The 22,509-nt window shown below is 70.8% G+C and carries 20 protein-coding genes and 1 pseudogene; 10 read left to right on the top strand and 11 right to left on the bottom strand.

The genetic code is table 11. The features are described 5' to 3' along the window. The first annotated feature begins 90 nt into the window (after nucleotides 1-90). Nucleotides 91-1,188, top strand: a complete 1,098-nt coding sequence (locus BN159_RS19970; protein ID WP_157901106.1) for a WD40/YVTN/BNR-like repeat-containing protein — start codon at nucleotides 91-93, stop codon at nucleotides 1,186-1,188. Nucleotides 1,189-1,190: 2 nt separating this feature from the next. Here BN159_RS19970 and BN159_RS19965 read toward each other — a convergent pair whose 3' ends face one another. Beyond that, entirely contained in the window at nucleotides 1,191-2,585 is a 1,395-nt protein-coding gene (locus tag BN159_RS19965; RefSeq protein WP_015658800.1) for a glutamate decarboxylase, read from the bottom strand. Between the two features lie 26 nt (nucleotides 2,586-2,611). After that, a complete protein-coding gene (locus BN159_RS19960) occupies nucleotides 2,612-3,904 on the bottom strand; it encodes an ion channel protein (RefSeq protein ID WP_015658799.1) in 1,293 nt (430 codons plus the stop codon). 112 nt (nucleotides 3,905-4,016) lie between these two features. Here BN159_RS19960 and BN159_RS19955 point away from each other — a divergent pair, with 112 nt between their 5' ends. Beyond that, complete coding sequence (locus BN159_RS19955; protein WP_015658798.1) at nucleotides 4,017-4,778, top strand: MerR family transcriptional regulator; 762 nt, start codon at nucleotides 4,017-4,019, stop codon at nucleotides 4,776-4,778. A gap of 18 nt (nucleotides 4,779-4,796) precedes the next feature. Here the strand turns inward: BN159_RS19955 and BN159_RS19950 are convergent, their stop codons facing one another. After that, a complete protein-coding gene (locus tag BN159_RS19950; RefSeq protein WP_015658797.1) occupies nucleotides 4,797-5,162 on the bottom strand; it encodes a YbjQ family protein in 366 nt (121 codons plus the stop codon). Between the two features lie 153 nt (nucleotides 5,163-5,315). Between BN159_RS19950 and BN159_RS19945 the strand changes: the two genes are divergently transcribed. Next, nucleotides 5,316-6,143, top strand: a complete 828-nt coding sequence (locus BN159_RS19945) for a DedA family protein (RefSeq protein WP_015658796.1) — start codon at nucleotides 5,316-5,318, stop codon at nucleotides 6,141-6,143. Nucleotides 6,144-6,234: 91 nt separating this feature from the next. On the opposite strand, the gene BN159_RS19940 is transcribed toward BN159_RS19945, so the two are convergent. After that, nucleotides 6,235-7,896, bottom strand: a complete 1,662-nt coding sequence (locus tag BN159_RS19940) for a threonine/serine exporter family protein (protein WP_015658795.1) — start codon at nucleotides 7,894-7,896, stop codon at nucleotides 6,235-6,237. A gap of 109 nt (nucleotides 7,897-8,005) precedes the next feature. Continuing rightward, nucleotides 8,006-8,497, bottom strand: coding sequence for an inorganic diphosphatase (locus BN159_RS19935; RefSeq protein ID WP_015658794.1), 492 nt, complete (start codon nucleotides 8,495-8,497; stop codon nucleotides 8,006-8,008). A gap of 79 nt (nucleotides 8,498-8,576) precedes the next feature. Here BN159_RS19935 and dacB point away from each other — a divergent pair, with 79 nt between their 5' ends. From dacB to folE, 6 genes are all read left to right on the top strand, one after another. Further along, the gene (dacB, locus tag BN159_RS19930) at nucleotides 8,577-10,154 is read left to right on the top strand and encodes a D-alanyl-D-alanine carboxypeptidase/D-alanyl-D-alanine endopeptidase (protein WP_015658793.1); all 1,578 of its coding nucleotides are present in this window, start codon (nucleotides 8,577-8,579) and stop codon (nucleotides 10,152-10,154) included. A gap of 77 nt (nucleotides 10,155-10,231) precedes the next feature. Further along, nucleotides 10,232-11,365, top strand: coding sequence for a zinc-dependent metalloprotease (locus BN159_RS19925; RefSeq protein ID WP_041819566.1), 1,134 nt, complete (start codon nucleotides 10,232-10,234; stop codon nucleotides 11,363-11,365). Nucleotides 11,366-11,556: 191 nt separating this feature from the next. Next, nucleotides 11,557-12,582: a tRNA lysidine(34) synthetase TilS gene (gene tilS / locus BN159_RS19920; protein ID WP_015658791.1), complete on the top strand. Its 1,026-nt coding sequence runs from the start codon at nucleotides 11,557-11,559 to the stop codon at nucleotides 12,580-12,582. Between the two features lie 50 nt (nucleotides 12,583-12,632). Continuing rightward, nucleotides 12,633-13,193: a hypoxanthine phosphoribosyltransferase gene (gene hpt / locus BN159_RS19915; RefSeq protein WP_015658790.1), complete on the top strand. Its 561-nt coding sequence runs from the start codon at nucleotides 12,633-12,635 to the stop codon at nucleotides 13,191-13,193. Nucleotides 13,194-13,401: 208 nt separating this feature from the next. Continuing rightward, nucleotides 13,402-15,435, top strand: a complete 2,034-nt coding sequence (gene ftsH, locus BN159_RS19910) for an ATP-dependent zinc metalloprotease FtsH (protein ID WP_015658789.1) — start codon at nucleotides 13,402-13,404, stop codon at nucleotides 15,433-15,435. A 140-nt stretch (nucleotides 15,436-15,575) separates the two neighbouring features. Next, complete coding sequence (gene folE / locus BN159_RS19905; protein ID WP_015658788.1) at nucleotides 15,576-16,181, top strand: GTP cyclohydrolase I FolE; 606 nt, start codon at nucleotides 15,576-15,578, stop codon at nucleotides 16,179-16,181. A gap of 3 nt (nucleotides 16,182-16,184) precedes the next feature. Here folE and BN159_RS19900 read toward each other — a convergent pair whose 3' ends face one another. The 6 genes and pseudogenes from BN159_RS19900 to BN159_RS19875 all read right to left on the bottom strand — a co-directional run. Continuing rightward, a complete protein-coding gene (locus BN159_RS19900) occupies nucleotides 16,185-16,673 on the bottom strand; it encodes a DUF3180 domain-containing protein (protein ID WP_015658787.1) in 489 nt (162 codons plus the stop codon). Nucleotides 16,674-16,734: 61 nt separating this feature from the next. Next, on the bottom strand, nucleotides 16,735-17,346 hold the full coding sequence (gene folK, locus BN159_RS19895) for a 2-amino-4-hydroxy-6-hydroxymethyldihydropteridine diphosphokinase (RefSeq protein ID WP_015658786.1): 612 nt from the start codon (nucleotides 17,344-17,346) through the stop codon (nucleotides 16,735-16,737). Further along, nucleotides 17,343-17,702 carry a dihydroneopterin aldolase gene (gene folB, locus BN159_RS19890; RefSeq protein WP_015658785.1) on the bottom strand — a complete coding sequence of 120 codons (360 nt, stop codon included), beginning with the start codon at nucleotides 17,700-17,702 and terminating at the stop codon, nucleotides 17,343-17,345. Before folB ends, folK begins: the two co-directional genes overlap by 4 nt. A 270-nt stretch (nucleotides 17,703-17,972) precedes the next feature. After that, nucleotides 17,973-18,476: a nuclear transport factor 2 family protein gene (locus BN159_RS19885; protein WP_015658784.1), complete on the bottom strand. Its 504-nt coding sequence runs from the start codon at nucleotides 18,474-18,476 to the stop codon at nucleotides 17,973-17,975. Then, complete coding sequence (gene folP, locus BN159_RS19880) at nucleotides 18,473-19,399, bottom strand: dihydropteroate synthase (protein WP_078598833.1); 927 nt, start codon at nucleotides 19,397-19,399, stop codon at nucleotides 18,473-18,475. The genes BN159_RS19885 and folP overlap by 4 nt, the downstream gene beginning before the upstream one ends. 275 nt (nucleotides 19,400-19,674) lie before the next feature. Beyond that, nucleotides 19,675-20,889, bottom strand: a pseudogene (locus BN159_RS19875) (phosphatidylglycerol lysyltransferase domain-containing protein); the annotation flags it as partial. A gap of 267 nt (nucleotides 20,890-21,156) precedes the next feature. Here BN159_RS19875 and BN159_RS44875 point away from each other — a divergent pair. Further along, nucleotides 21,157-22,488 carry a hypothetical protein gene (locus BN159_RS44875; protein ID WP_106435775.1) on the top strand — a complete coding sequence of 444 codons (1,332 nt, stop codon included), beginning with the start codon at nucleotides 21,157-21,159 and terminating at the stop codon, nucleotides 22,486-22,488. The last annotated feature ends 21 nt before the right edge of the window (nucleotides 22,489-22,509 follow it).

The following is a 22,509-nucleotide window of genomic DNA, read 5'->3' as shown; positions in this document are numbered from 1 at the left end:
AGGGCGCTGCTGTTCCCGCTCCTTGCTTTGCCTCTGCTCTTGCCGTTGGCGGCGTGCGACCCGGGGTCGGCGGGTGGGCGCGCGGGGAGTGTGGCTGCGCCGTCCACCGCCACTTCTACGGCTGGGGCGCGGCCCCCGCGGATACCGTCCGCTTCTGGCCTCCCCGGCTGGTCCCACAGCCTCGGCTTCGCCGCCGACGGCTCGGGCTTCGCCCTGCTCGCGCAGTGCACGGAGACGCGGTGCGAGCAGGGCGTGGCCGTCCTGGACAAGGGCGCCCGGCGCTGGCGCCCGGTCAAGTCGCCGTTGCCGGACGTCACCGGCGACCTCGGCATCACCGTCGGGCTCACGGTGCTCGGGCCTGGCCGCGCCGTCATCATCGACCAGAGCGAGGAGTGGACGCGTCCCGCCCGGACGTGGTTCACGCGCGACAACGGCCGTACCTGGACGCGTGGTTCGACCGAGCCGAAGGGGCGCACGGCAACCGTCCCCGAGGGCGCGCTGCTCACCGACGAGTGTCTGAAGCTGGAGCCCGATCTCAGCTACTGCGCCCGCAACCGCCTGCTCGTGGTCCTGCCCGGCACCGGCGAACACCGCGTCCTGGAGCGGCAACCGCCCTTGAAGGGCATCCTCGTCCCGGCCGGAGACGTGGCCAGGGACGCGCTCTTCGTCTCCGGCCTGGACGCCTCCGGACGCCCGGCGCTGGCGAAGAGCGAGGACCGGGGCCGCACCTGGCAGGTGACCCGGCTGACCGAGCCCGGGAAGGGCAGTTGGGGTTTTCGCGTGGTCGAAGCCGGGCCGGACCGCCTCTTCGCCGCCCAGCCGGGCCAGCTCCCCGAGGAGGAGGGCGTGAAGAACGGCCTGCACGCGATCCACACCAGCACCGACGGCGGCCGGACCTGGACCCGCGTCTGGGCCTACCGCAAGGGCGTCGAACCCCTGTCGATCCTCGGCGACCTCGTCGCGGCCACCGACGGTCGCGTCACGGTGTACGGCGAGTCCGGCGTCTGGCACAGCACCGACGGCGCCCACACCTTCCGCTCCACCAGCGGCACCCGCGCCCCCGCAGGCTCCGTCACCCACACCCCCCTCGGCTGGCTGTGGACCGACAGCTACGGCAACGGCCAGTACCGCATCTCGGCCGACGGGGTGCGCTGGCACGGGTTCACGGTGGGGGAGCGAGCCGAATGAGCCTAGTGATGGAACGCGGTCGCCTGGCCGGCGTCACGCCCCAAGGGATGCGGTTGCCGCCGCAGTTCCGGCAGCAGCCGCTGGAGGTCCTCCAGGAGCAGCGCCGCGAGGTCCGTGGAGAAGCCGTTGCGGCACACCACCCGGAGCACGGACAGGTCTTCCCGGTTCGGCGGGAAGGTGTACGCGGGCACCAGCCAGCCCTGCTCGCGAAGCCTGCGGGAGACGTCGAAGACGTCGTACGCCGTCACATCGGGCGCCGTGGTGAAGGCGAAGACCGGCAACTGGTCGCCCCGGGTGAGCAGTCGGAAGTCGCCGAGGGCCTCGATGCGCCCGGCGAGTCCGCTCGCGACGTCCCGGGCGGTCTGCTGGACGGCCCGGTAGCCCTCCCGGCCCAGCCGCAGGAAGGTGTAGTACTGCGCGACGACCTGGGCGCCGGGCCGGGAGAAGTTCAGCGCGAAGGTCGGCATGTCGCCGCCCAGGTAGTTCACGCGGAACACCAGTTCCTCGGGCAGTGCCGCCTTGTCCCGCCACAACGCCCAGCCGACGCCCGGGTAGACGAGCCCGTACTTGTGCCCGGAAGTGTTGATGGACGCCACGCGCGGGAGGCGGAAGTCCCACGCCAGGTCCTCGTCGAGGAAGGGCGCGACCATCGCCCCGGAGGCGCCGTCGACATGGACCGGGATGTCGAGGCCGGTGCGTTCCTGGAGGGCGTCAAGGGCGGCGCACAGATCGGCGATGGGTTCGTAGGACCCGTCGAAGGTGGAGCCGAGGATGCCCACGACGCCGATGGTGTTCTCGTCGCACAGCTCGGCCGCGGCCTGGGGGTCGAGGTGGAAGCGGTCGCCCTCCATGGGCACCAGCCGGGGCTCCACCTCCCAGAAGTTGCAGAACTTGTCCCAGCAGACCTGGACGTTGACGCCCATGACCAGGTTCGGACGACCGCCCGTGTTCCGGCTGCTCCAGCGGCGCTTGAGCGCCATCCCGGCGAGCATGCAGGCCTCGCTGGACCCGGTGGTCGAACAGCCCACGGCCGCCGCCGGGTCGGGCGCGTGCCACAGGTCGGCGAGCATCGCCACACAGCGTCGCTCCAGTTCGGCGGTGCGCGGGTACTCGTCCTTGTCGATCATGTTCTTGTCCCGGCACTCCGCCATCAGCACCCCGGCCTGCGGCTCCATCCAGGTGGTGACGAAGGTGGCCAGGTTCAGCCGGGAGTTGCCGTCCAGCATCAGTTCGTCATGGACGAGCTGGTACGCCGTCGTCGGCGGCAGCGGGCTGTCCGGGAGCCGGTGCTGGGGCGGCGCCTCGGTCATCCGGCTGACCGGATTGGCCTCGCCGTAGAAGGGGTTGACGGACAGGGGACGGTCGTCGGGCCGTTCGGGCCCTTTGTGCAGCGCCATCGGGGTCTCCTTGCGGGTGGGGGAGTTCAACGGACGGGCGTGCCGTCCTCGCGCAGTTGCATCTGGGGGCGGCCGGTCACCAGCAGCCAGGCGGGCAGCGAGGCGATGCAGAGAAGGGCGAGGATGGTGGGGGAGGCGACCAGGACAGCGGCGGTGAACAGACTCACCCAGCCCTGCCGGGTGACCGCGAGCAGTACACCGAGCACGCCGGTCGAGACCGCGAGCGCGGGATGCACCTCGGGCACCAGTGCGTGGGCGCACAGTCCGAGGGCCACGCCCACGAAGACGGACGGGAAGATCCGCCCGCCCCGGAAGCCGCAGCAGGCGGCGACCACCATCGCGGCCAGCTTCACCAACGACATCGTGGCGAACTCGCCCGCCGACCAGCCGTCGGGATCGGCCGCCAGCTCCCCGATCTCCTCCAGCCCCTTGAAGAGCGTCAGATGGCCGCCCAGGGCCCCCAGCAGCCCCAGGACGAGCCCGCCCACCGGAAGCATCAGCATCGGGTGCCGCAGCCGGCTGAAAGCGGCGTGGACATACGGGAAGGCGTACACGGCCGCCATGCCGAGCAGCGCGCCCGCCGAGGCGATCACCAGCGCCGCCAGCAGATCGTCCCAGCCGGGGTGGTCGAAGGGGGGCAGATCCAGGTCGAAGGTCGGATGGGCGATCAGCGTGGTGGTCGTCGCGCCGACCGCGGCGGCCACGAGCGGGGCGAAGACGTTGTCCCACAGCGCCCCCTGGATCTTGCGCCCGGCCAGCGCCTCGGAGATCACCAGCGCCGCCGCCACCGGCGTGCCGAACAGCGCGCCGATGGTCGCCGCCTCCGCTAGCGCCGCCCACAGCCCGCCGGGCACCTTGGGCAGGAAGCGGTGCCCGATCCAGAAGGTGAGGCCCACATTGGCGGCGATGATCGGGTTCTCCGGGCCGAGGCTCGGCCCGCCCGCGAGCATCAGGGCGGTCGCCAGCAGCAGACCCGGCAGCACGGCGGGTGGCAGGACGGGGGCGTCCAGACCGGTGGTGGCGGGGTCGGGCCCGGCATGTCCGGGGACCTTCCACACCACCAGACCGACGGCGACCCCGGTGGCGGTGAGCATGACCAGCATCCACAGCACCGAGTAGCGGCCGACGCCCAGCGCGTCCGGCAGGTTCTGCCACAGCACGTCCTGGAAGGCCTCGGCCGCCTCGCTCACCCCGAGGAACAGCAGGCTCGCTCCCACGCCCACGACCAGGGCGGGGAGGATCAGCGGCAGCAGGGTGCGTGCCGGGGTCGCCGGTGTCGCCGGGGCGGCGGGCGCCTGCGGCGCGGGGTCCTGGGCCACGGAGGACACCCTAAGCGCGCAAATAGTGCAATGCGGGCATGCCGAATGGGCTTGCACCTCACGTGGCGTGAGGATTCACCGTGGAGTGCGTACCGAGAAGGGAGCGGATGAAGTGAGCTACTCCGTGGGACAGGTCGCGGGCTTCGCCGGAGTGACGGTGCGCACCTTGCACCACTACGACGACATCGGCCTGCTCGCCCCGAGCGAGCGCAGCCACGCGGGCCACCGGCGCTACAGCGACGGCGACCTCGACCGGCTTCAGCAGATCCTGTTCTACCGGGAGCTCGGCTTCCCGCTCGACGAGGTCGCCGCCCTGCTCGACGATCCGGACGCCGACCCGCGCGCGCATCTGCGCCGCCAGCACGAACTGCTGACCGCCCGGATCGAGAAGCTCCAGAAGATGGCGACGGCCGTGGAGCAGGCCATGGAGGCACGCAAGATGGGGATCAATCTCACGCCTGAGGAGCGGTTCGAGGTCTTCGGCGACAAGGACCCGGACCAGTACGCCGAGGAGGCCGAGCAGCGCTGGGGCAACACCGAGGCGTACGCCGAGTCGCAGCGCCGGGCCGCCACGTACACCAAGGAGGACTGGAAGCGCATCCAGGCCGAGGTCGACGACTGGGGACGGCGGTACGCGGCCCTCGTGGCGGCCGGCGAGCAGCCGTCCGGCGAGGCGGCCATGGACCTCGCCGAGGAACACCGCGGACACATCAGCAGGTACTACTTCGAGGTCCCGTACGAGATGCACCAGTGCTTCGGCGAGATGTACGTCTCCGACGAGCGCTTCAAGGCGTTCTACGACTCCATGGGCCCGGGGCTCGCCGAGCACCTGCGCGACGCGATCCTCGCCAACGCCGACCGCCACACGTCGTGACCGTCGTGGCCCGGGGGCTCACTCCCGGGCCACGACCACGGCCGTCCCGTACGCGCACACCTCGGTGCCGACATCGGCGGCTTCCGTCACATCGAACCGGAACGCCAGCACCGCGTTGGCGCCACGCGCGCGTGCCTGTTCCACCAGCCGTTCCATGGCCTGGTTGCGGGTCTGCACCAGCGTCTTGGTGAGCCCCTTGAGCTCACCGCCGACCATCGACTTCAGCCCCGCGCCGATCTGGCTGCCCAGATGCCGGGAGCGCACCGTCAACCCGAAGATCTCGCCGATGACCTCCTGCACCCGGTAGCCGGGTACGTCGTTCGTGGTGACCACCAGGACATCGGGCTGGGGGCCCTGTCCACCGCCGTACTCTTCGATACCCATGGTTCACAGCTTTGCCCGAGCCGGAGCAAAGGGCATCCTGTGGGCGCCCATGGAACCTGGGCCTCCAGCGGTGCGTTGGCAGTAGTGCCGCGTTGGTACGTTTGAGCATCAGCCCCCGCCCGTCCCGTCCCACCCCGCAGGAGCCACGAACCCGTGACCACGCTTGCGCTCGCCCCCGAGTGGCTCAGCCCGGACTACCTGATCGAGACCTTCAGCCTGCCCGGCATCCTGCTCATCGTCTTCGCCGAATCGGGCCTCTTCGCGTTCCTGCCCGGTGACTCGCTGCTGTTCACGGCGGGCCTGTTCGTGGCCGAGGGGAACTTCATCAGCCAGCCCCTGTGGCTGGTCTGCACCCTGATCGTGCTCGCCGCCGTCCTCGGCGACCAGGTCGGCTACATGATCGGCAAGTTCTTCGGCCCGAAGCTCTTCAGCCGCCCCAACTCCAAGCTCTTCAAACAGGAGAACCTGGAGAAGGCCCACGAGTTCATGGAGAAGTACGGCCCGAAGGCGATCGTCCTGGCCCGCTTCGTGCCGATCGTCCGCACCTTCGCACCCATCGTGGCCGGCGCCGGCCGGATGAAGTACCGCACCTTCCTGACGTACAACATCATCGGCGGTGTCGCCTGGGGCACCGGCGTCACCCTCGCGGGTTACTGGCTCGGCCAGATCGACGTCATCAAGAAGAACGTCGAGTCGATCCTCATCCTGATCGTCTTCATCTCGGTCGTCCCGATCATCATCGAGTACCTCCGCGAGCGCTCCAAGAAGAAGCGCGCGGCGGCCGAGGCGCCCGCGACCCCGGCTGTGCAGCAGCACCCCCAGATGATGGACGACGCGACCACCCAGCTCCGCCGCATCGACCCGACGGACCAGCCCCCCCAGCAGCAGTACTACGGCCAGCAGCAGCCGTACGCCCAGCAGTACCCGCAGCCGTACAACAACCAGCAGAACGACCAGTACCCCTACAACCAGGGTTACTAGAACTCCCTAAAGGGGCGCGGGGAACTGCGCGAGAAACCACAGCGGACCAGCAGCCGCCGTCGGGCTCCAAAACCCCCGCCCCAATAGGCGCTCAGAACCCCCGAGTCCGCTTCGCAGCCCTGCGCCCCGCCTCAGCCCCACCCGGCAGCCGCAGGAACAGCCGCGAGATCTCCGACCCGAGGTTCACCCCGATGGCAATGGCCATGGCCAACGACGCCGCCGTGGCCAGCGACACCAACCCCTTGTCCACCTCGTTCTGCGCGATGGACAACAACCCGAAGTAGGTGGCGGACCCCGGCAACAGGGGCCCGATCGCCGCGGTCGTGTACGGCAGCGCCGACGCGAACCGATACCGCGACAGCAGCTGCCCGAACAGCCCCACCAGCCCCGCCGCCACGGCCGTGGAGGCGACCGGCGACAGCCCGGCGGTGTAGTGCAGCGCGCCGTACACCGACCAGGCGACCCCGCCGTTCAGCGTGACGGCCAGCACGGTGGACCGTTCCTGCTGCAACAGCACCGCGAACGTCAGCGACAGCAGCATCGACGCCCCGATCTGCCAATAAGGCCGCTCGGAGATGTTCAGCGCCGCGTCCGGGTTCAGCTTGGCGCCGAGGTTCACGCCGAAGTACAGGATGATCAGCACCCCGACGACGATCCCGACGAAGAAGTACATGACCTCCAGCAGCCGCGCGGATGCGGTGATGTAGAACCCGGTCAGACCGTCCTGCACCCCCGCCACCAGCGCCCGCCCGGGAAGCAGCGCGAACAGCCCACCGGTGATCACGGCGGACGCCTTGGCGTCCACATGCGCCAGGGTCAGTGCGACCCCTATCGCGGCCGGCGGCATCGCGGCCACCGTGAACTGGTAGAACTCCGGCAGCCCCCGCCCCGCGCACAGCCACGCCAGCCGGTCACCGAGCATCGCGCCCAACGCGGCGGCGATGAACACGATCAGATCACCACCGACCAGCACCGAGGCCGCACCCGCCAGCAGCCCGCTCGCCGAGGTCAGCACCCAGGTCGGATACGGATGCCGGTTGCGGCGGATCTCCGCGAGCCGCCGGTAGGCCTCCTCCAGGGAGATATGGCTCTCCGCGTCGCTGAGGTCGTCCACCAGCCGGAACACCGCCGCGAGCCGCGTGTAGTCGGTCCCGCGCCGCCGTACCGTCCGCGCCGCCGACACCGGATCATCCACCAGGGACGGCTGGTAGGAGATCGACAACAGCGTGAAGGTGACATTCGGCTCGCAGCGGTCCAGGCCGTAGGACCGGCAGACCGCGAACATCGCCGCCTCGACGTCCTCCGCGCCCTCACCGCCCGCGAGCAGCAGCTCGCCGATACGCAGCGTCAGGTCGAGCACGCGCGGGACGGCCGGGCCCTCCTCCTCGGCCTTGTGGACCCGCTCCGGCGCCGGCCGCTCGGCCACCGGCATCCGCAGCATCGTGCGCATCCGGTCCTGCCAGGGCACGTTCTTGGTCAGACTGACCGCAGGTATCCCGGTCGCCGGGGTGAACGCGGCCGGCGCGTCGCTGGCGTGAAAGGTGCTCGGCGCGCTGAACGCCGACCCCTCCGGCTCGACGCCCGCTCCCGGTGGTGTGTGGAGACCGTCCGGGAGCGCGAACTCCGACGAGGTCTCCGACTCGCTCCTGGAGACGGCGAGCCCCTCGGGAAGGGCGAACTCGGATGTGATCTCGGGGTCGAACGTGCCGGTCGCCTCGTCCGACTGCGGCTTGCGGTCCTCCGCCTCCGTCACTTGCGCAGCGCTCCCTGTACGACACCTCAAGGCCAAGCCTCAGTATGCGCACACAAAACAGAACGGGCTGCACGCGTGTGCGTGCAGCCCGCTCCGGTGAACTTCAGGCTCAGTGGCCGCCCTGGTCCTTGAAGCGCTTGTAGGAACGCTCGATCTCGGCCTCGGCCTCGGTGCGGCCGACCCAGTCGGCGCCCTCGACGGACTTGCCGGGCTCCAGGTCCTTGTAGACCTCGAAGAAGTGCTGGATCTCCAGGCGGTCGAACTCCGACACGTGGTGGATGTCCCGCAGGTGCTCCTGGCGCGGGTCCGTCGCCGGAACGCACAGCAGCTTGTCGTCGCCGCCGGCCTCGTCCGTCATCCGGAACATGCCGATCGCGCGGCACTTGATGAGGCAGCCCGGGAAGGTCGGCTCGTCCAGGATGACCAGCGCGTCCAGCGGGTCGCCGTCCTCGCCGAGGGTGTTCTCGACGAAGCCGTAGTCGGTCGGGTAGGCGGTCGAGGTGAAGAGGCGACGGTCCAGGCGGATCCGACCGGTCTCGTGGTCCACCTCGTACTTGTTCCGCGAACCCTTCGGAATCTCGATCGTGACGTCGAACTCCACCGGTGGCTCCTCCATGATCAGCACATAGTTCTGGTGGTTAAGTGTCCCTCACGCAGGTGTGTGATCGCGAAAGGGGCTGGTGGTCGTGCCAGAGCTGAGGCCTTGGCGAGCCGCGAGACCGCGGCTGGCACGGATCGCGGGCGCCGTACGACCGCGTCTCGCACGGGCGGCCACGGCCGGACGACCGCGCCTGGCAAGGCTCGGCCGAACCGTCTCGGCGCAGGTCACAAGGCCGAAGACCTGGCAGTACACCGCCGGCGCCGCCACCGCGGGCCTCGCGCTGGCCGTCGGGGTGGTGACCGCCGCCGGTCCCTGGGACTCCTCGGGTCAGCGTAAGGCCGAGCGCGACCGGGCAGTCGCCCAGGAGGGCACGGGTGGCGCAGATCACGGCCGTAGTTCCGGTACGGCGGCCAAGGCACCCGGCCCTGCGCCGAGTGCCGCATCCGTCCTCACCGGCCTCGGCGGAGCCACCGGGAGGGTGAAATCGGCGCCCGGCACCAAGGCCCTGTCCACCCTCCTCGACCCGCTCCTGGGCGTCCCCGCGCTCGGCGCCCGCCACTCCGCGGCCGTCGTCGACGTGACCACCGGCAAGCGCCTGTACGGTGCCGGATCCGGCACCGCGCTCACCCCCGCCTCCACCACGAAGATCGCCACCGCAGCCGCGGCCCTGAACGCCCTCGGCCCCGACCACCGCCTCACCACCCGCACCGCCCTGGAACCGGACACCAAGGAACTCGTCCTCGTCGGGGGCGGCGACCCCACCCTCACCGCCCGCAAGGACACCGAGGGCCTCGCGAGCCTGCGCACCCTCGCCGAGGACACCGCCGCCGCCCTGAAGAAGGACGGCGTGCGCGAGGTGACCCTGTCGTACGACACCACGCTCTACGCGGGCGAGGAGCTCCACCCGATCGGGGTCAACGACAACCTCGCGCGGGTCAGCGCCCTGATGGCGGACGAGGCCCGTACCGACGACTCGACGAGCGGACCCGTGCCGCGGGTGGCCGAACCGGCGGCGGAGGCGGCCCGTACCTTCGCCGACCTGATCGAGGACCACGGCATCACCACGACCTCGCCGGGCCCCTCCAAGGCGACCGCCCGCGCGGAGACCCTCGCCGAGGTCTCCTCGCCGCCGCTGGCGGCCCTGGTCGAGCGCATGCTCACCAACAGCGACAACGACATCGCCGAGGCCCTCGCCCGGCACACCGCCCTCGCCACCGGCGAGCGCCCCGACCTCACCGGCGCGGGCCGCGCGATCCGCGCCGAACTCGGCAAGCTCGGACTGCCCGTGAAGGGCACCGAATTCAAGGACGGCAGCGGCCTGAACCGCGACAACCGCCTCACGGCCGACCTGCTCACGGCCCTGCTCGCGCAGTCCGGCGACCCCGCCCACCCCGAACTCCGCCCGATCCTCACCGGCCTGCCCGTCGCGGGCTTCACCGGCACCCTGACCAGCCGCTACGCGGACGGCGCGGCCGGCGTCGTACGGGCCAAGACCGGCACCCTGACCGGCGTGAACGCCCTGGCGGGCACCGTCGTCGACCAGGACGGCCACCTACTGGCCTTCGCCTTCCTCGCCACCGACACCACCAACGCGGCAGAGGCCCAGTCGGCGCTGGACAAGGCGGCGACGGCCCTGGCGGGGTGCGGATGCGGCTGAACCGGCGTGAACTCGCCCCGGCCCCGGCCGAACTCGACGCTCTGCCCACAGCCGCAGCGCTCACGTACGGTTGACGCATGACGAGCATCGGTGGTGCCGCAACTCCTGGGATGGTCGACTGGAATCTCGCGGTGGCGACCGCGACCCGGCTGATGCGGCCGGGCCCCGAGGTCAGCCGCGACGAGGCCCGCGCCGTCGTCGCCGAGCTGCGCCGGCACGCCAAAGCCTCGGAGGAACACGTCCGGGGCTTCACTCGTCTGGGCACCGAGGAGACCCACGACACCCCCGTCCTCGTCGTCGACCGCCCCGGCTGGGTCCGGGCCAACGTGGCCGGGTTCCGCGAACTCCTCAAACCGCTGCTGGACAAGATGCAGGAGCGCCGCAGCGACACCCCCGGCGGCGCGGTCCTCGGCGCCGTCGGCGGCAAGGTCACCGGCGTCGAACTCGGCATGCTGCTGTCGTTCCTCGCCTCCCGTGTACTCGGCCAGTACGAGACCTTCGCCCCCGCCACCCGCGAACTGCCCGCCGGCGCCAACGGCGGCGGCCGCCTGCTGCTCGTCGCGCCGAACATCGTGCACGTGGAGCGCGAACTCGACGTACAGCCCCACGACTTCCGCCTCTGGGTCTGCCTGCACGAGGAGACCCACCGCACCCAGTTCACCGCCGTGCCCTGGCTGCGGGACCACCTGGAGGGTGAAATCCAGTCGTTCTTGGGGGAGACCGACGTCGACCCCATGACCGTGCTGGAGCGCATCCGGGAGGCCGCCCAGTCCCTCGCCGGCAGCAGGCCCGAGGGCGAGGAGGACGACGGCGGACGCTCCTTCGTCGAGATCGTGCAGACCCCGGCCCAGCGCGAGATCCTCGGCCGCCTCACCGCCGTGATGTCCCTCCTGGAGGGCCACGCCGACTTCGTGATGGACGGCGTCGGCCCGGCCGTCGTGCCGTCCGTCGCCGAGATCCGCGAGAAGTTCCAGCAGCGCCGCGCCAAGGGGGCCTCCCGCCTGGACCTGGCCCTGCGCAAACTGCTCGGCCTGGACGCCAAGCTCCGCCAGTACCGCGACGGCGAACGCTTCGTGCGGGCCGTCGTCGACCAGGTCGGCATGGACGGCTTCAACCGCGTGTGGACCTCCCCCAACACCCTCCCGACCAAGGCGGAGATCGCCAAACCGGCGGACTGGGTCGCGCGGGTGCACCGCAAGGCCGAGTCGTGAGCCCCTGGGGGAAGTCGTGAAACGAATCCGGCCGACGGCAGGCGAACGCCCCTCCAATCACCCGTCCGAGGGACCGTGAGCGATGGGTAGGCGTGCAATGCTCGGGGAACCGCCCATTTCTGTCACCATCTACACACTCTGAGTGACCGATCTCGGGCTCACCCCCGAAAACTTCATGAAGGGAACCGGACATGGGTCCCCATCCTGCGGTCGCGGCGATACGCCTGGCGGTCCGCCGCGTCCTCCACGACCTCCTCACCGAACACAGCGACACCCCCGCCGACACCCCGCCCGAGCGCCCGCTCCCGCCGCTCGTCCTCGTGGCGTGCTCCGGCGGCGCCGACTCCATGGCCCTCGCCTCGGCCCTTGCCTTCGAGGCCCCCAAACTCGGCATCCGCGCGGGCGGCATCACCGTCGACCACGGCCTCCAGCCCGGCTCCGATCTGCGCGCCGAGGAAGTCGTCCTGCGCCTGCGCGAACTCGGCCTGGACCCCGTCGAGTCCACCGCCGTCACCGTAGGCCGCGAAGGCGGCCCCGAGGCCGCCGCCCGGGACGCCCGCTACGCCGCCCTCGACGCCGCCGCCCAGCGCCACGGCGCCCTCGCCGTCCTGCTCGGCCACACGCGCGACGACCAGGCCGAAACCGTCCTGCTCGGCCTCGCCCGCGGCTCCGGCATCCGCTCCCTGTCCGGAATGGCCGCGGTCTCGGGGGCCGACGGCCGTTACCGGCGCCCCTTCCTCGGACTCGACCGGCAGACCGCCCGCCGCGCCTGCATGGTCCAGTCCCTCCCCGTCTGGGACGACCCCCACAACGCGGACCCCGCCTACACCCGCTCCCGCCTGCGCCACGAGGGCCTGCCCGCCCTGGAGAAGGCCCTCGGCAAGGGCGTCGTGGAGGCCCTCGCCCGTACGGCCCAACTGTCCCGCGACGATGCCGACGCCCTCGACGCCTGGGCCAGCCAGGCCGAAACCTCCGTACGCGACGCGACCGGCCTGCTGGAGTGCGCCAAGCTCTACGCCCTCCCGCCCGCCGTACGCCGCCGGATCCTGCGCCGCGCCGCCATCGAGGCCGGTGCCCCCGCGGGTTCGCTGTTCGCCCGGCACATCGAGGAAGTCGACCGTCTGATCACCGGTTGGCGCGGCCAGGGGGCCATCAATCTCCCCGGCAAAGTCGTCGCCCAGCGTCAGGGTGGCAGACTGGTGATTCGGCAAGGCTGAATCCTCACCCCCGCCCCGGGGGTGGACGGCCGGTGGGACGACCGAAAGTGATGCGGGTGGACGCGAAAGACATGGGTGCCGACCTCCAGCAGGTGCTCATCACCAAGGAAGAGATCGACGCGAAGCTGGCCGAGCTGGCCGCGAAGATCGATGCGGAGTACGCGGGCAAGGACCTGCTCATCGTCGGCGTGCTCAAGGGCGCGGTGATGGTCATGGCGGACCTCGCCCGGGCGCTGTCCACCCCCGTCACGATGGACTGGATGGCCGTGTCCTCCTACGGCGCGGGCACCCAGTCCTCCGGCGTGGTGCGGATCCTCAAGGACCTCGACACCGACATCAAGGGCAAGCACGTCCTGATCGTCGAGGACATCATCGACTCCGGACTGACCCTGTCCTGGCTGCTGTCCAACCTCGGCTCCCGCGAGCCCGAGTCGCTCAAGGTCTGCACCCTGCTGCGCAAGCCGGACGCCGCCAAGGTCGCCATCGACGTCGAGTGGGTCGGCTTCGACATCCCCAACGAGTTCGTCGTCGGCTACGGCCTCGACTACGCCGAGAAGTACCGCAACCTCCCGTTCGTCGGTACGCTCGCGCCCCACGTCTACGGCGGCTGAGCCCCTCGGCTCAGCTCGCGGCTGAGCCACAAGGGCGATGCTTGTAGGACGATCGGGAACCCCGGCGCGGTTCGCGCCGTTGGAGCATGCAGAGACGGGATTGCCAGCCGTCCCGTGCGGCTTCGCGCGAATGCTGGGGTACCGTCAGAAGAACTGTCTTATCAAACTCACTATGGCAGGAGGGACGGGGCGACATCGCTCCGTATGGATGGACGTGAAGCGATACTTCCGTGGGCCGGTCATGTGGATCGTGCTGGCCGTCCTTGCCGTGGTCGTGTTGATGCAGGTCGTCGGCTCGTCCGGCGGCTACAAGACGGTGGACACCGGCCAGGTCGTCCAGGCGATCAATGACAACAAGGTCGAGTCGGCAAAGCTGACCACCGGTGACGAGCAGACCATCAAGGTCCAGCTCAAGGGCGACGAAAAGATCGAGGGCAGCTCGAAGATCCAGGCGAGCTACATCGGCGACCAGGGTGTGACCATCGCCAACACCCTTCAGACCAAGTTCCAGGACGACCAGATCCCGGACGGGTACACGGTCTCGCCGACCAAGCAGAACGCCTTCGTGAGCATCCTGCTCTCGCTGCTCCCCTTCGTTCTCATCGTCGTGGTCTTCCTGTTCCTGATGAACCAGATGCAGGGCGGCGGCTCCCGAGTCATGAACTTCGGGAAGTCCAAGGCCAAGCTCATCACCAAGGACACCCCGAAGACGACGTTCGCCGACGTCGCCGGTTCGGACGAGGCCGTCGAGGAACTCCACGAGATCAAGGAATTCCTCCAGGAGCCCGCCAAGTTCCAGGCCGTCGGCGCCAAGATTCCCAAGGGCGTACTCCTGTACGGCCCTCCCGGCACGGGCAAGACCCTGCTCGCGCGTGCCGTCGCGGGCGAGGCCGGCGTGCCGTTCTACTCGATCTCCGGTTCCGACTTCGTCGAGATGTTCGTCGGTGTCGGTGCCTCCCGAGTCCGTGACCTGTTCGAGCAGGCCAAGGCGAACGCCCCGGCGATCGTCTTCGTCGACGAGATCGACGCGGTCGGCCGCCACCGCGGCGCCGGCCTCGGCGGCGGTCACGACGAGCGCGAGCAGACCCTGAACCAGCTGCTCGTCGAGATGGACGGCTTCGACGTCAAGGGCGGCGTGATCCTCATCGCCGCGACGAACCGGCCCGACATCCTCGACCCGGCCCTTCTGCGCCCCGGCCGCTTCGACCGCCAGATCGCGGTCGACCGCCCGGACATGCAGGGCCGTCTGGAGATCCTCAAGGTCCACCAGAAGGGCAAGCCGGTCGCCCCGGACGTCGACCTGTCGGCGGTCGCCCGCCGCACGCCGGGCTTCACGGGCGCGGACCTGTCGAACGTGCTCAACGAGGCGGCGCTGCTGACGGCCCGCTCCGACAAGAAGCTCATCGACAACCAGATGCTCGACGAGGCCATCGACCGCGTCGTGGCGGGCCCGCAGAAGCGGACCCGGATCATGTCGGACAAGGAAAAGAAGATCACCGCGTACCACGAGGGCGGCCACGCCCTGGTCGCGGCGGCCTCCCCGAACTCCGACCCGGTCCACAAGATCACGATCCTGAGTCGCGGCCGCGCGCTGGGCTACACGATGGTGCTCCCGGACGAGGACAAGTACTCCACGACCCGCAACGAGATGCTGGACCAGCTCGCGTACATGCTGGGCGGCCGTGCGGCCGAGGAGCTCGTCTTCCACGACCCGACCACGGGCGCCGCGAACGACATCGAGAAGGCCACCGCAACGGCCCGCGCGATGGTCACGCAGTACGGCATGACCGAGCGCCTCGGTGCGATCAAGTTCGGCGGCGACAACACCGAGCCCTTCCTCGGCCGTGAGATGGCTCACCAGCGCGACTACTCGGAAGAGGTCGCCGCGCTGGTCGACGAAGAGGTCAAGAAGCTCATCGAGACGGCGCACAACGAGGCCTGGGAGATCCTGGTCGAGAACCGCGACGTCCTCGACAACCTGGTCCTCGCACTGCTGGAGCGGGAGACGCTGGGCAAGGAGGAGATCGCCGAGGTCTTCGCCCCCATCGTCAAGCGCCCGCCCCGGCCCGCCTGGACCGGCTCCTCCCGCCGTACGCCGTCCACCCGCCCGCCGGTGCTCTCCCCCAAGGAGCTGGCCCTGACGAACGGTGCCAACGGCGCGACTCCGGCGATCAGCACCGCCAAGTCGACGGTGACGGAGCCCGTTCCCGAGCCCGCTCCAGAGGAGCGCCCGGAGAGCTGACCCGTGCCCCGGTGATCCCACCGGGCCCGGAATGGATGCCGCGTCCCCCTGGTTTTAGCCTGGGGGGCGCGGCATTTTCGTATGCCCGCAGTTCAGACGCGTGACCCACACGCGCCACCCGTACAGGAACGAGGCACCACATGACCGACCCCGTGACGCTGGACGGCGAGGGCCGCATCGGCGAGTTCGACGAGAAGCGCGCCGAGAACGCCGTACGCGAACTGCTGATCGCGGTCGGAGAGGACCCGGATCGCGAGGGCTTGAGGGAGACGCCGGGGCGGGTCGCTCGGGCGTACAAGGAGATATTCGCGGGGCTGTGGCAGCAGCCCGAGGACGTGCTGACCACGACGTTCGACCTCGGGCACGACGAGATGGTGCTCGTGAAGGACATCGAGGTGTACTCGACCTGTGAGCATCATCTGGTCCCGTTCCGGGGCGTGGCGCACGTCGGCTACATTCCGGCCACCACCGGCAAGATCACGGGGCTGTCCAAGCTGGCCCGGCTCGTCGATGTCTACGCCCGCCGCCCGCAGGTGCAGGAACGACTCACCACGCAGATCGCGGACTCCCTGATGGAGATCCTTGAGCCGCGCGGCGTCATCGTGGTCGTGGAGTGCGAGCACATGTGCATGTCGATGCGGGGGATCCGCAAGCCGGGGGCGAAGACTCTTACCTCGGCGGTGCGCGGTCAACTGCGCGATGCGGCGACCCGGGCCGAGGCGATGAGCCTGATCATGGCGCGCTGAGGCTTAGGAAACCGGTGCTGCTCCGGTGCCGTCGTGTTCGTCGTCCTCCGGGAGTTTGCAGACTCGTTCCAGGAAGATGGCGGACGCTATGACGGCGATGCCCGCGACGACCGAGAAGCCGGCGTAGATGGCCTGGTCTCGGCGGGCGGGGATGTCGAGGACTTCCAGGAGGAAGACGCCGGTGCCGCCGTACATGCCGGCGACCAGGGCGGCGACCAGGGCGCTGGACTGGCCGAAGACGACCGCGCGGGCGGCCATCAAAGGGTCGACGCCCTTGGCGCCGGGGCGGCGCTCGCGCTGGGCCTTGAGGCGGGAGCGGATCGACAGCGCCGTGGCCAGCAGGACCGCGGCGATCAGTGCCAGGACGACGGGGGCGGCCAGGGGGACGCTCGGCAGGGTCCCGATCGAGTTCCAGAGGCGGGCGCCCGCCCAGGACAGGATGCCGGCGACGACGAACACGAACGCCAGCACCCTGATGCGCAGCTCTCTCACGGTGTCCCTTCAGCTCCCCCGGATCCCCACGGACTGTGGTCGATCGTCTTGACCTTAACGACTACTCGGGCAGCCGGAGTTCCAGGTCCGCGCGGGGAGTGACGCCTTCGCGGGTCAGCGTGCCCAGCAGGTCGGCGACCGCGCCGCGGCCGGGGAGCTGGGCGCCGGGCTCCACGTCGTACCAGGGGGCGAGGACGAAGGCCCGCTCGTGCGCGCGCGGGTGGGGGAGGGTGAGGACAGGGTCGTCGGTGACGACATCGGCGTATGCGACGATGTCGACGTCCAGCGTGCGCGGGCCCCAACGCTCGTCGCGGACGCGGTGGAAGGCCTCCTCGACCGCCTGAGCCCGCTCCAGCAGGGAGGACGGGGGCAGCGTGGTCTTCAGGACCACGACCGCGTTGAAGTAGGAGGGCTGGCTGCCGGGCTCGACGCCCCACGGCTCGGTCTCGTAGACCGGCGAGACGGCCTTGATACGGACGCCCGGGGTGTCCTCCATCGCGTCGATGGCGCCCTGGAGGTTCTCCAGGCGGTTGCCGAGGTTGGAGCCGAGGGAGATCACGGCGCGCCGCGGGTTGTGCAGGGTGGTGTCGGCGGCGTCGACCTGCTCGACGACGGAAGCGGGTACCGGCTGTACGGTCGGGTCGCTGTGACCCCCGGCGAAGAACGCGGTCATACTCGGCTCCGGGTGATGGTGATGGTCACGTCGTCGAAGGGGACGGTGATCGGCGCGTCGGGTTTGTGGACGCGGACCTCGACCTCCTCGACCCCTTCGTGCTTCAGACAGGCCTGGGCGATGCGCTCGGCGAGGGTTTCGATGAGGTTGACGGGCTCGCCCTCGACGACGGCCACGACCTCCTCGGCCACGATGCCGTAGTGCACGGTCTTCGCCAGGTCGTCGTCGGCGGCGGCCGGCCGGGTGTCCAGGCCCAGGACGAGGTCCACGATGAAGGTCTGGCCCTCCTCGCGCTCCTTGGGGAACACACCGTGGTACCCGCGGGCCTTCAGGCCGCTCAGCGCGACACGATCCACGCGAATCACTCCTGCAATCGTCGGTAACGGCCGGTCCGTGCCGTGTGCGGGCGGCACACCGGCCTCGAACGAATCTACCTGCGGGCACTGACAGGGCCGTTCCACGGGGGCGGGGCCCGCGCCGGGGTCAGGAGGTTTCATCGGCTGTTTCCCCTGGGGAACCCGGCGGCTCACGGGTTGGTAGCCGCCCCTACCCAGGGCGGCGTGATTCCAACCACTTGTTGGTCCCTGTGGGGGGCTCGGTGGGGACTCTGCGGTGCGCCTACCCACTCAGGAGGGCGAGTCGTCGCTTTCTTCCTCGTCGGTTTCGGCCAGAACCGGTGAGGCGTGGTGGGACCAGAGTTTCCAGCCGTCCGGGGTGCGCCGGAAGACGTTGGTGGCGACCACGAGCTGTCCGACGAGCGGGCCGAGCTCGTCGCCGCCCGCGGGGGCGGGGCCGCCGCTGAGGATGTTCTCGGTACAGGTCACGAGCGCGGTGTCGCCGGTGACGGAGACATGCACATCGGTGAGGAAGAACTGGATGTAGTCGGTGTTCGCCATGATCAGCGCGTACGACCTGAGGACCTCGCCGCGGCCGGTCAGCACCGGCCAGCCGGGGTGCACGCAGGAGATCACGCCGGTGTCGGCCGGGTCGTGATAGGTCTCGTCGACGCCCAGGTCGGCCGGGGTGAGCCAGAGGGAGGTCAGCTCCTCGAAGTCGCCGCGCTCCATCGCCTCGTAGAAGGCGGTGTTCGCGGCTTCCACCTGCTCTACGTCGGTGTGGGGGGCGCTCACCGGGCTCCTTCGGGGGAGTGCGCACCCCGCTCGTGGGTGCGCGCGCCCGGCGCGTGTTCTGTTCCGCGCGCTCCCTCTACGGCGCGTGCGACCCGTACCGCGTCCGCCGTCGCGCGCACCTCGTGCACGCGCACCGCCCATGCGCCGGCGTGCGCCGCGAGCGCGGAGACGGCGGCCGTGGCTGCGTCGCGCTCGCGCGCGGGCGGCGGCGCGGCCTCCGGGCCCGCCAGGACCCGGCCGAGGAATCGCTTGCGGGAGGCGGCGACGAGCAGCGGGTGGCCGAGAGCGAGCAGCCGGTCGAGGTGGGCGAGGAGGACGAGGTCGTGCTCGGCGTCCTTGGAGAAGCCGAGACCCGGGTCGACGACGACGCGGTCGGGGGCGATGCCGCCCGCCAGAACGGCCTCCACGCGTGCGTGCAGTTCGTCGACGACCTCGGTGACGACGTCGTCGTAGACGCCCTTGACGTTGCCGCCCGCCAGGAAGCCGCGCCAGTGCATCACGACGAAGGGGGCGCCGGCCTCGGCGACGACCGGGATCATCGCGGGGTCCGCGAGGCCGCCGCTGACGTCGTTGACCAGGGCCGCGCCGGCCGCGAGGGACTGTTCGGCGACGGACGCGCGCATGGTGTCGACGGAGACGGTGACGCCCTCGGAGGCGAGGCCGCGGACGACGGGGATGACGCGCTTGAGTTCCTCGTCCTCGTCGACGCGGGTGGCGCCGGGGCGGGTGGACTCGCCGCCGACGTCGACCAGGTCGGCGCCCTCCGCGACCAGGGCGAGGCCGTGCTTGACGGCGGCGGTCGTGTCGAACCAGCGGCCGCCGTCGGAGAAGGAGTCGGGGGTCACGTTCACGACTCCCATGACCGCGCAGCGGTCCCATTCAGGAAGGCCTGCCACGCGCCCGCGTCCGCTCTGCTTGCTCATATGTTCAGCGTAGGCCCCGGGCGGGCCGGCAACGGCCGTGCGGTGGAGTTGTGGGCCCCGGTGGCGCGGCGCACGGCTGCGGCGCAGCGCATGCGGCGACCCGGACGGAAGCCCCGGGGACGGGGGTAGGGGGCTTCCGTCCGGGCCTGTCCGGGTTACGCGGCGCGGACGGTGGAGTCCGTCGCCACGCGGGCGCAGGGGCGTGCGGGTGTGGTGCGGCGGCGCAAGGGGCGTGGAAGGGGGAGCGCGAGGCTGACGAAGCCTTCGGCCCGGAGGGCGGCGCGGCTGATTCGGTCCAGCTCTGCCTCGCCGAGGTCACGGACTCGTCGTACCCGGGTTCGGTAACCGGCTCGCTCGATGCGCGTGACCATCTGGCGCACCTTGCGCATCGCGCGGCCGGCGAGGGAGAAATCCGCGACGCCCATCACCGCCTCGTCGCCCGGTTCGAGGGCGTCCAGGCCGGTCTCGCGGGTCCAGACCTCGCCGCCGGTCTCGGAGCAGCCCATGACGGCGGGGGTCCAGGAGTGGGCCCTGGCGACATCCATGAAGCGCTCGATGGCGCCGGGCCAGGCCTCCACGTCGCCGATCGGGTCGCCACCGGCGAGCATCACGCCGGAGACGACACGGTAGGTCACCGCGGCCTTGCCGCTGGGCGAGAAGACGACGGCCTTGTCGCGGCGCAGCGCGACGTGGCCGAGGGCGTCACGGCCGCCGTGCTGCGCCAGCAGGGCCCGCAGCCGGGTCTCGTCCTCCTCGGTGCGGCGGGCGGCCGGGTGTTCGGGGCGCAGGGCGAGGTAGAGCGTGGTGACGGCGGTGAGCAGGCCGAGGGCGCCCAGGGAGCGGGCGACCGTCCAGGTGGTCGTGCCCTGGTAGTCGACGGGGCCGTCGAGGCCGAACAGGCCGTACAGGACGTGGGTGATGCGCTCGGCCAGGCTCGGGTTGCCGATCAGGGTGCCAGGGTGTGCGCTGACGATGACCAGTCCGAGGGCGAGGGAACCGGCGCCCATGAGCACGAAGTTGGCGAGCGCCCGCCAGCGGCTGCGGAGGTCGGGCGGCGCCGCGAACCGGTCGCGGTGGCGCAGCAGCACGGCCAGCAGGACGAGTGGGACGACGGCGCCCAGCAGGGAGTGCCGGTAGCCGAACTGCGCCACGGCGCCTGCCGGCAGGAGCGCTACGGCGGCTCGCCATGCGCGGCGCTTGCCGCGCTTGAGGCCGTGCGCCAGGAGCAGTAACAGCACGCCCGTGCTGAGCGAGAGGGCGGCCGCGAAGGGGCCGAGTGCCCCGGGCGGCACCTCGGCGACGGTGTGCATACGGCTGTGCCAGACGTGCGGGAAGACGCCCGCGGCGATGTCCAGGAGTCCTACCAGGGCACAGGTTCTGCCGACGAGAACGGGGACCGCCTCGGGGCGCGGGCCGCGCAGGAACCGGCGCCCACGGCCCGGTGGCCGCGGAACCCTGCCCGACTCTTCGTCATCCGTCCTGACAGACATCGCATCCCGTAGTTCCGCGAGAGACCTTGAACCCGGTGCCGATTCGGGCATCCGGCGACATTGCGCCCTCTAGGACGGTGTCTTGGGGGGAGAGGTTCACTCCTCTCGCCAAAGCCGGTTCCAAGGCCGCAGAAAGCCCTTGCTAAGGCTCTTCCGTGGTTGGTCCTCATCTCGATTTGGGATCGGAATTCCGTGAAGGCCTTGGGATGGCTGTGTTTTTGCTGGGCGGGCCACCAAGATTCGCCTACGCGCGGTAAGTTTCTGGCCATGCCACGTGGACGTCACCGCCATTCCCCGCCTCTGCACAGGCTGCTGCCCCCGTCGGCCATCGCGGGCGTCTCCGTCGTCTGCGCGCTCGGCCCATGGGCGTTCTCGGAGCCGTTGGTGCTCCGGGGCCTGGCCGCGGCCGCCGCGGCGACGACGGTCATCGGCGCGATCGTCATGCGCCGCTGGGACACCCAGGCCGGCAAACGCGTCGCCGACCTGACACGCGCGCGTGCGAGTGACGAGTGGCGCTTCGAGGAGCGGGTCGCCGAACTGGAGACCGACCTCGACGAGTCGCGCGAGCTGCGCGGCAAGTTGGAGCAGCGGCTGCGTGCCAAGCGCGCGGAGCTCGCGGGGCTGCGCAACGAACACGCTTCGCTGCTGCGGCGGTACGCCACCGCGGAGACCGAGCGGGCGAGCGCCCTGGAGGGGCGTCGGCTGCTGGAGATAGAGGCGGCGGAGCCTGCGCGGGCGTTGCCGCCGGGGCCGTCGCCGACGGTGGCGGTCGAGGCGGACTCGGATCCGGCATCGCCTTCGGCTTCGGCTTCGGAGGAGGCTGGGGCCGTGGCAGCCCCGGCGGTCGAGGCCGACGCAGATGTCGATGTCGACACCGAGGACGAGACGTCCGAGCCGACGGCTCCCGCGATCTTCTCGCCCGAGGGGTCGCGGCTGTTCCTGCGCGCGCGTGCGGCACTGTCGAAGCTCGACGGGGAGGAGCCCCCGAAGCCCAAGGGCGACGGTTCGGCGGGGGCCGACGGTGAGGCGAAGGGCGACGGCGAGCCGAAGGGGGACGGCGCGGTGAAGGCCGAGGCGCAGTCCTTCGCCGAGGCGCAGTCCTCCGGCGACGCGCAGGCCGACGTGCCCGCGCAGCACGACGGCTCCTCGAACGACCGGGCCGTGCAGGCCGGTTCGGTCGCGCAGGAGGACGAGGCGCAGGGGAAGCCCGAGGCGGTCGACGGGCAGGAGCATGTGCGCGCGGCCGCCACCACTACGGGAAAGCCGGCACTGCCCGCTCAGCAGCCCGCCGGTCACTTCGTCGCGCCGACCGCGGTGGCCGTCGTACCGTCGACGCCCGCACGGCGCCCGAAGGTCGAGGGCGGCTTCGACTTCTTCGGTACCCACAAGGGCGATGCGCCCGCCCTGGAGGACGTGCAGAACGAGGATCTCGCCGACGTCGTCGGCCAGGAGGCGCTCGCGCTGCACAAGGCCGAGTCCGAGGCCGAGTTCAAGCCGGTCGACGAGGAGTCCCGCGGCGTCGGCCAGGTGATCGACCTGACGGCGCACGACGAGACGGAGCAGATCGACGTACAGGTGCTGCGCAGCGCGGTGTCCTGACGTCGGGAGCGCTTCAACCAG

Origin of the sequence: Streptomyces davaonensis JCM 4913 (assembly GCF_000349325.1) — a bacterium.
GTDB classification, from domain to species: domain Bacteria; phylum Actinomycetota; class Actinomycetes; order Streptomycetales; family Streptomycetaceae; genus Streptomyces; species Streptomyces davaonensis.
Note: the sequence above shows the minus strand (reverse complement) of the source record. Positions and strands in the feature narration are given on the sequence as shown.

Excerpts from the sequence above, each read along its gene's own strand:
- BN159_RS19965 (WP_015658800.1), bottom strand. The coding sequence starts at position 2,585 with ATGGCGCTGCACAAAGGGCCCGAACGGCCCGACGACCGTCCCCTGTCC.
- BN159_RS19950 (WP_015658797.1), bottom strand. The coding sequence starts at position 5,162 with ATGGGTATCGAAGAGTACGGCGGTGGACAGGGCCCCCAGCCCGATGTC.
- BN159_RS19925 (WP_041819566.1), top strand. The coding sequence starts at position 10,232 with ATGACGAGCATCGGTGGTGCCGCAACTCCTGGGATGGTCGACTGGAAT.
- tilS (WP_015658791.1), top strand. The coding sequence starts at position 11,557 with ATGGGTCCCCATCCTGCGGTCGCGGCGATACGCCTGGCGGTCCGCCGC.
- hpt (WP_015658790.1), top strand. The coding sequence starts at position 12,633 with ATGCGGGTGGACGCGAAAGACATGGGTGCCGACCTCCAGCAGGTGCTC.
- ftsH (WP_015658789.1), top strand. The coding sequence starts at position 13,402 with ATGGACGTGAAGCGATACTTCCGTGGGCCGGTCATGTGGATCGTGCTG.
- folE (WP_015658788.1), top strand. The coding sequence starts at position 15,576 with ATGACCGACCCCGTGACGCTGGACGGCGAGGGCCGCATCGGCGAGTTC.
- folK (WP_015658786.1), bottom strand. The coding sequence starts at position 17,346 with ATGACCGCGTTCTTCGCCGGGGGTCACAGCGACCCGACCGTACAGCCG.
- folP (WP_078598833.1), bottom strand. The coding sequence starts at position 19,399 with ATGAGCAAGCAGAGCGGACGCGGGCGCGTGGCAGGCCTTCCTGAATGG.
- BN159_RS44875 (WP_106435775.1), top strand. The coding sequence starts at position 21,157 with ATGCCACGTGGACGTCACCGCCATTCCCCGCCTCTGCACAGGCTGCTG.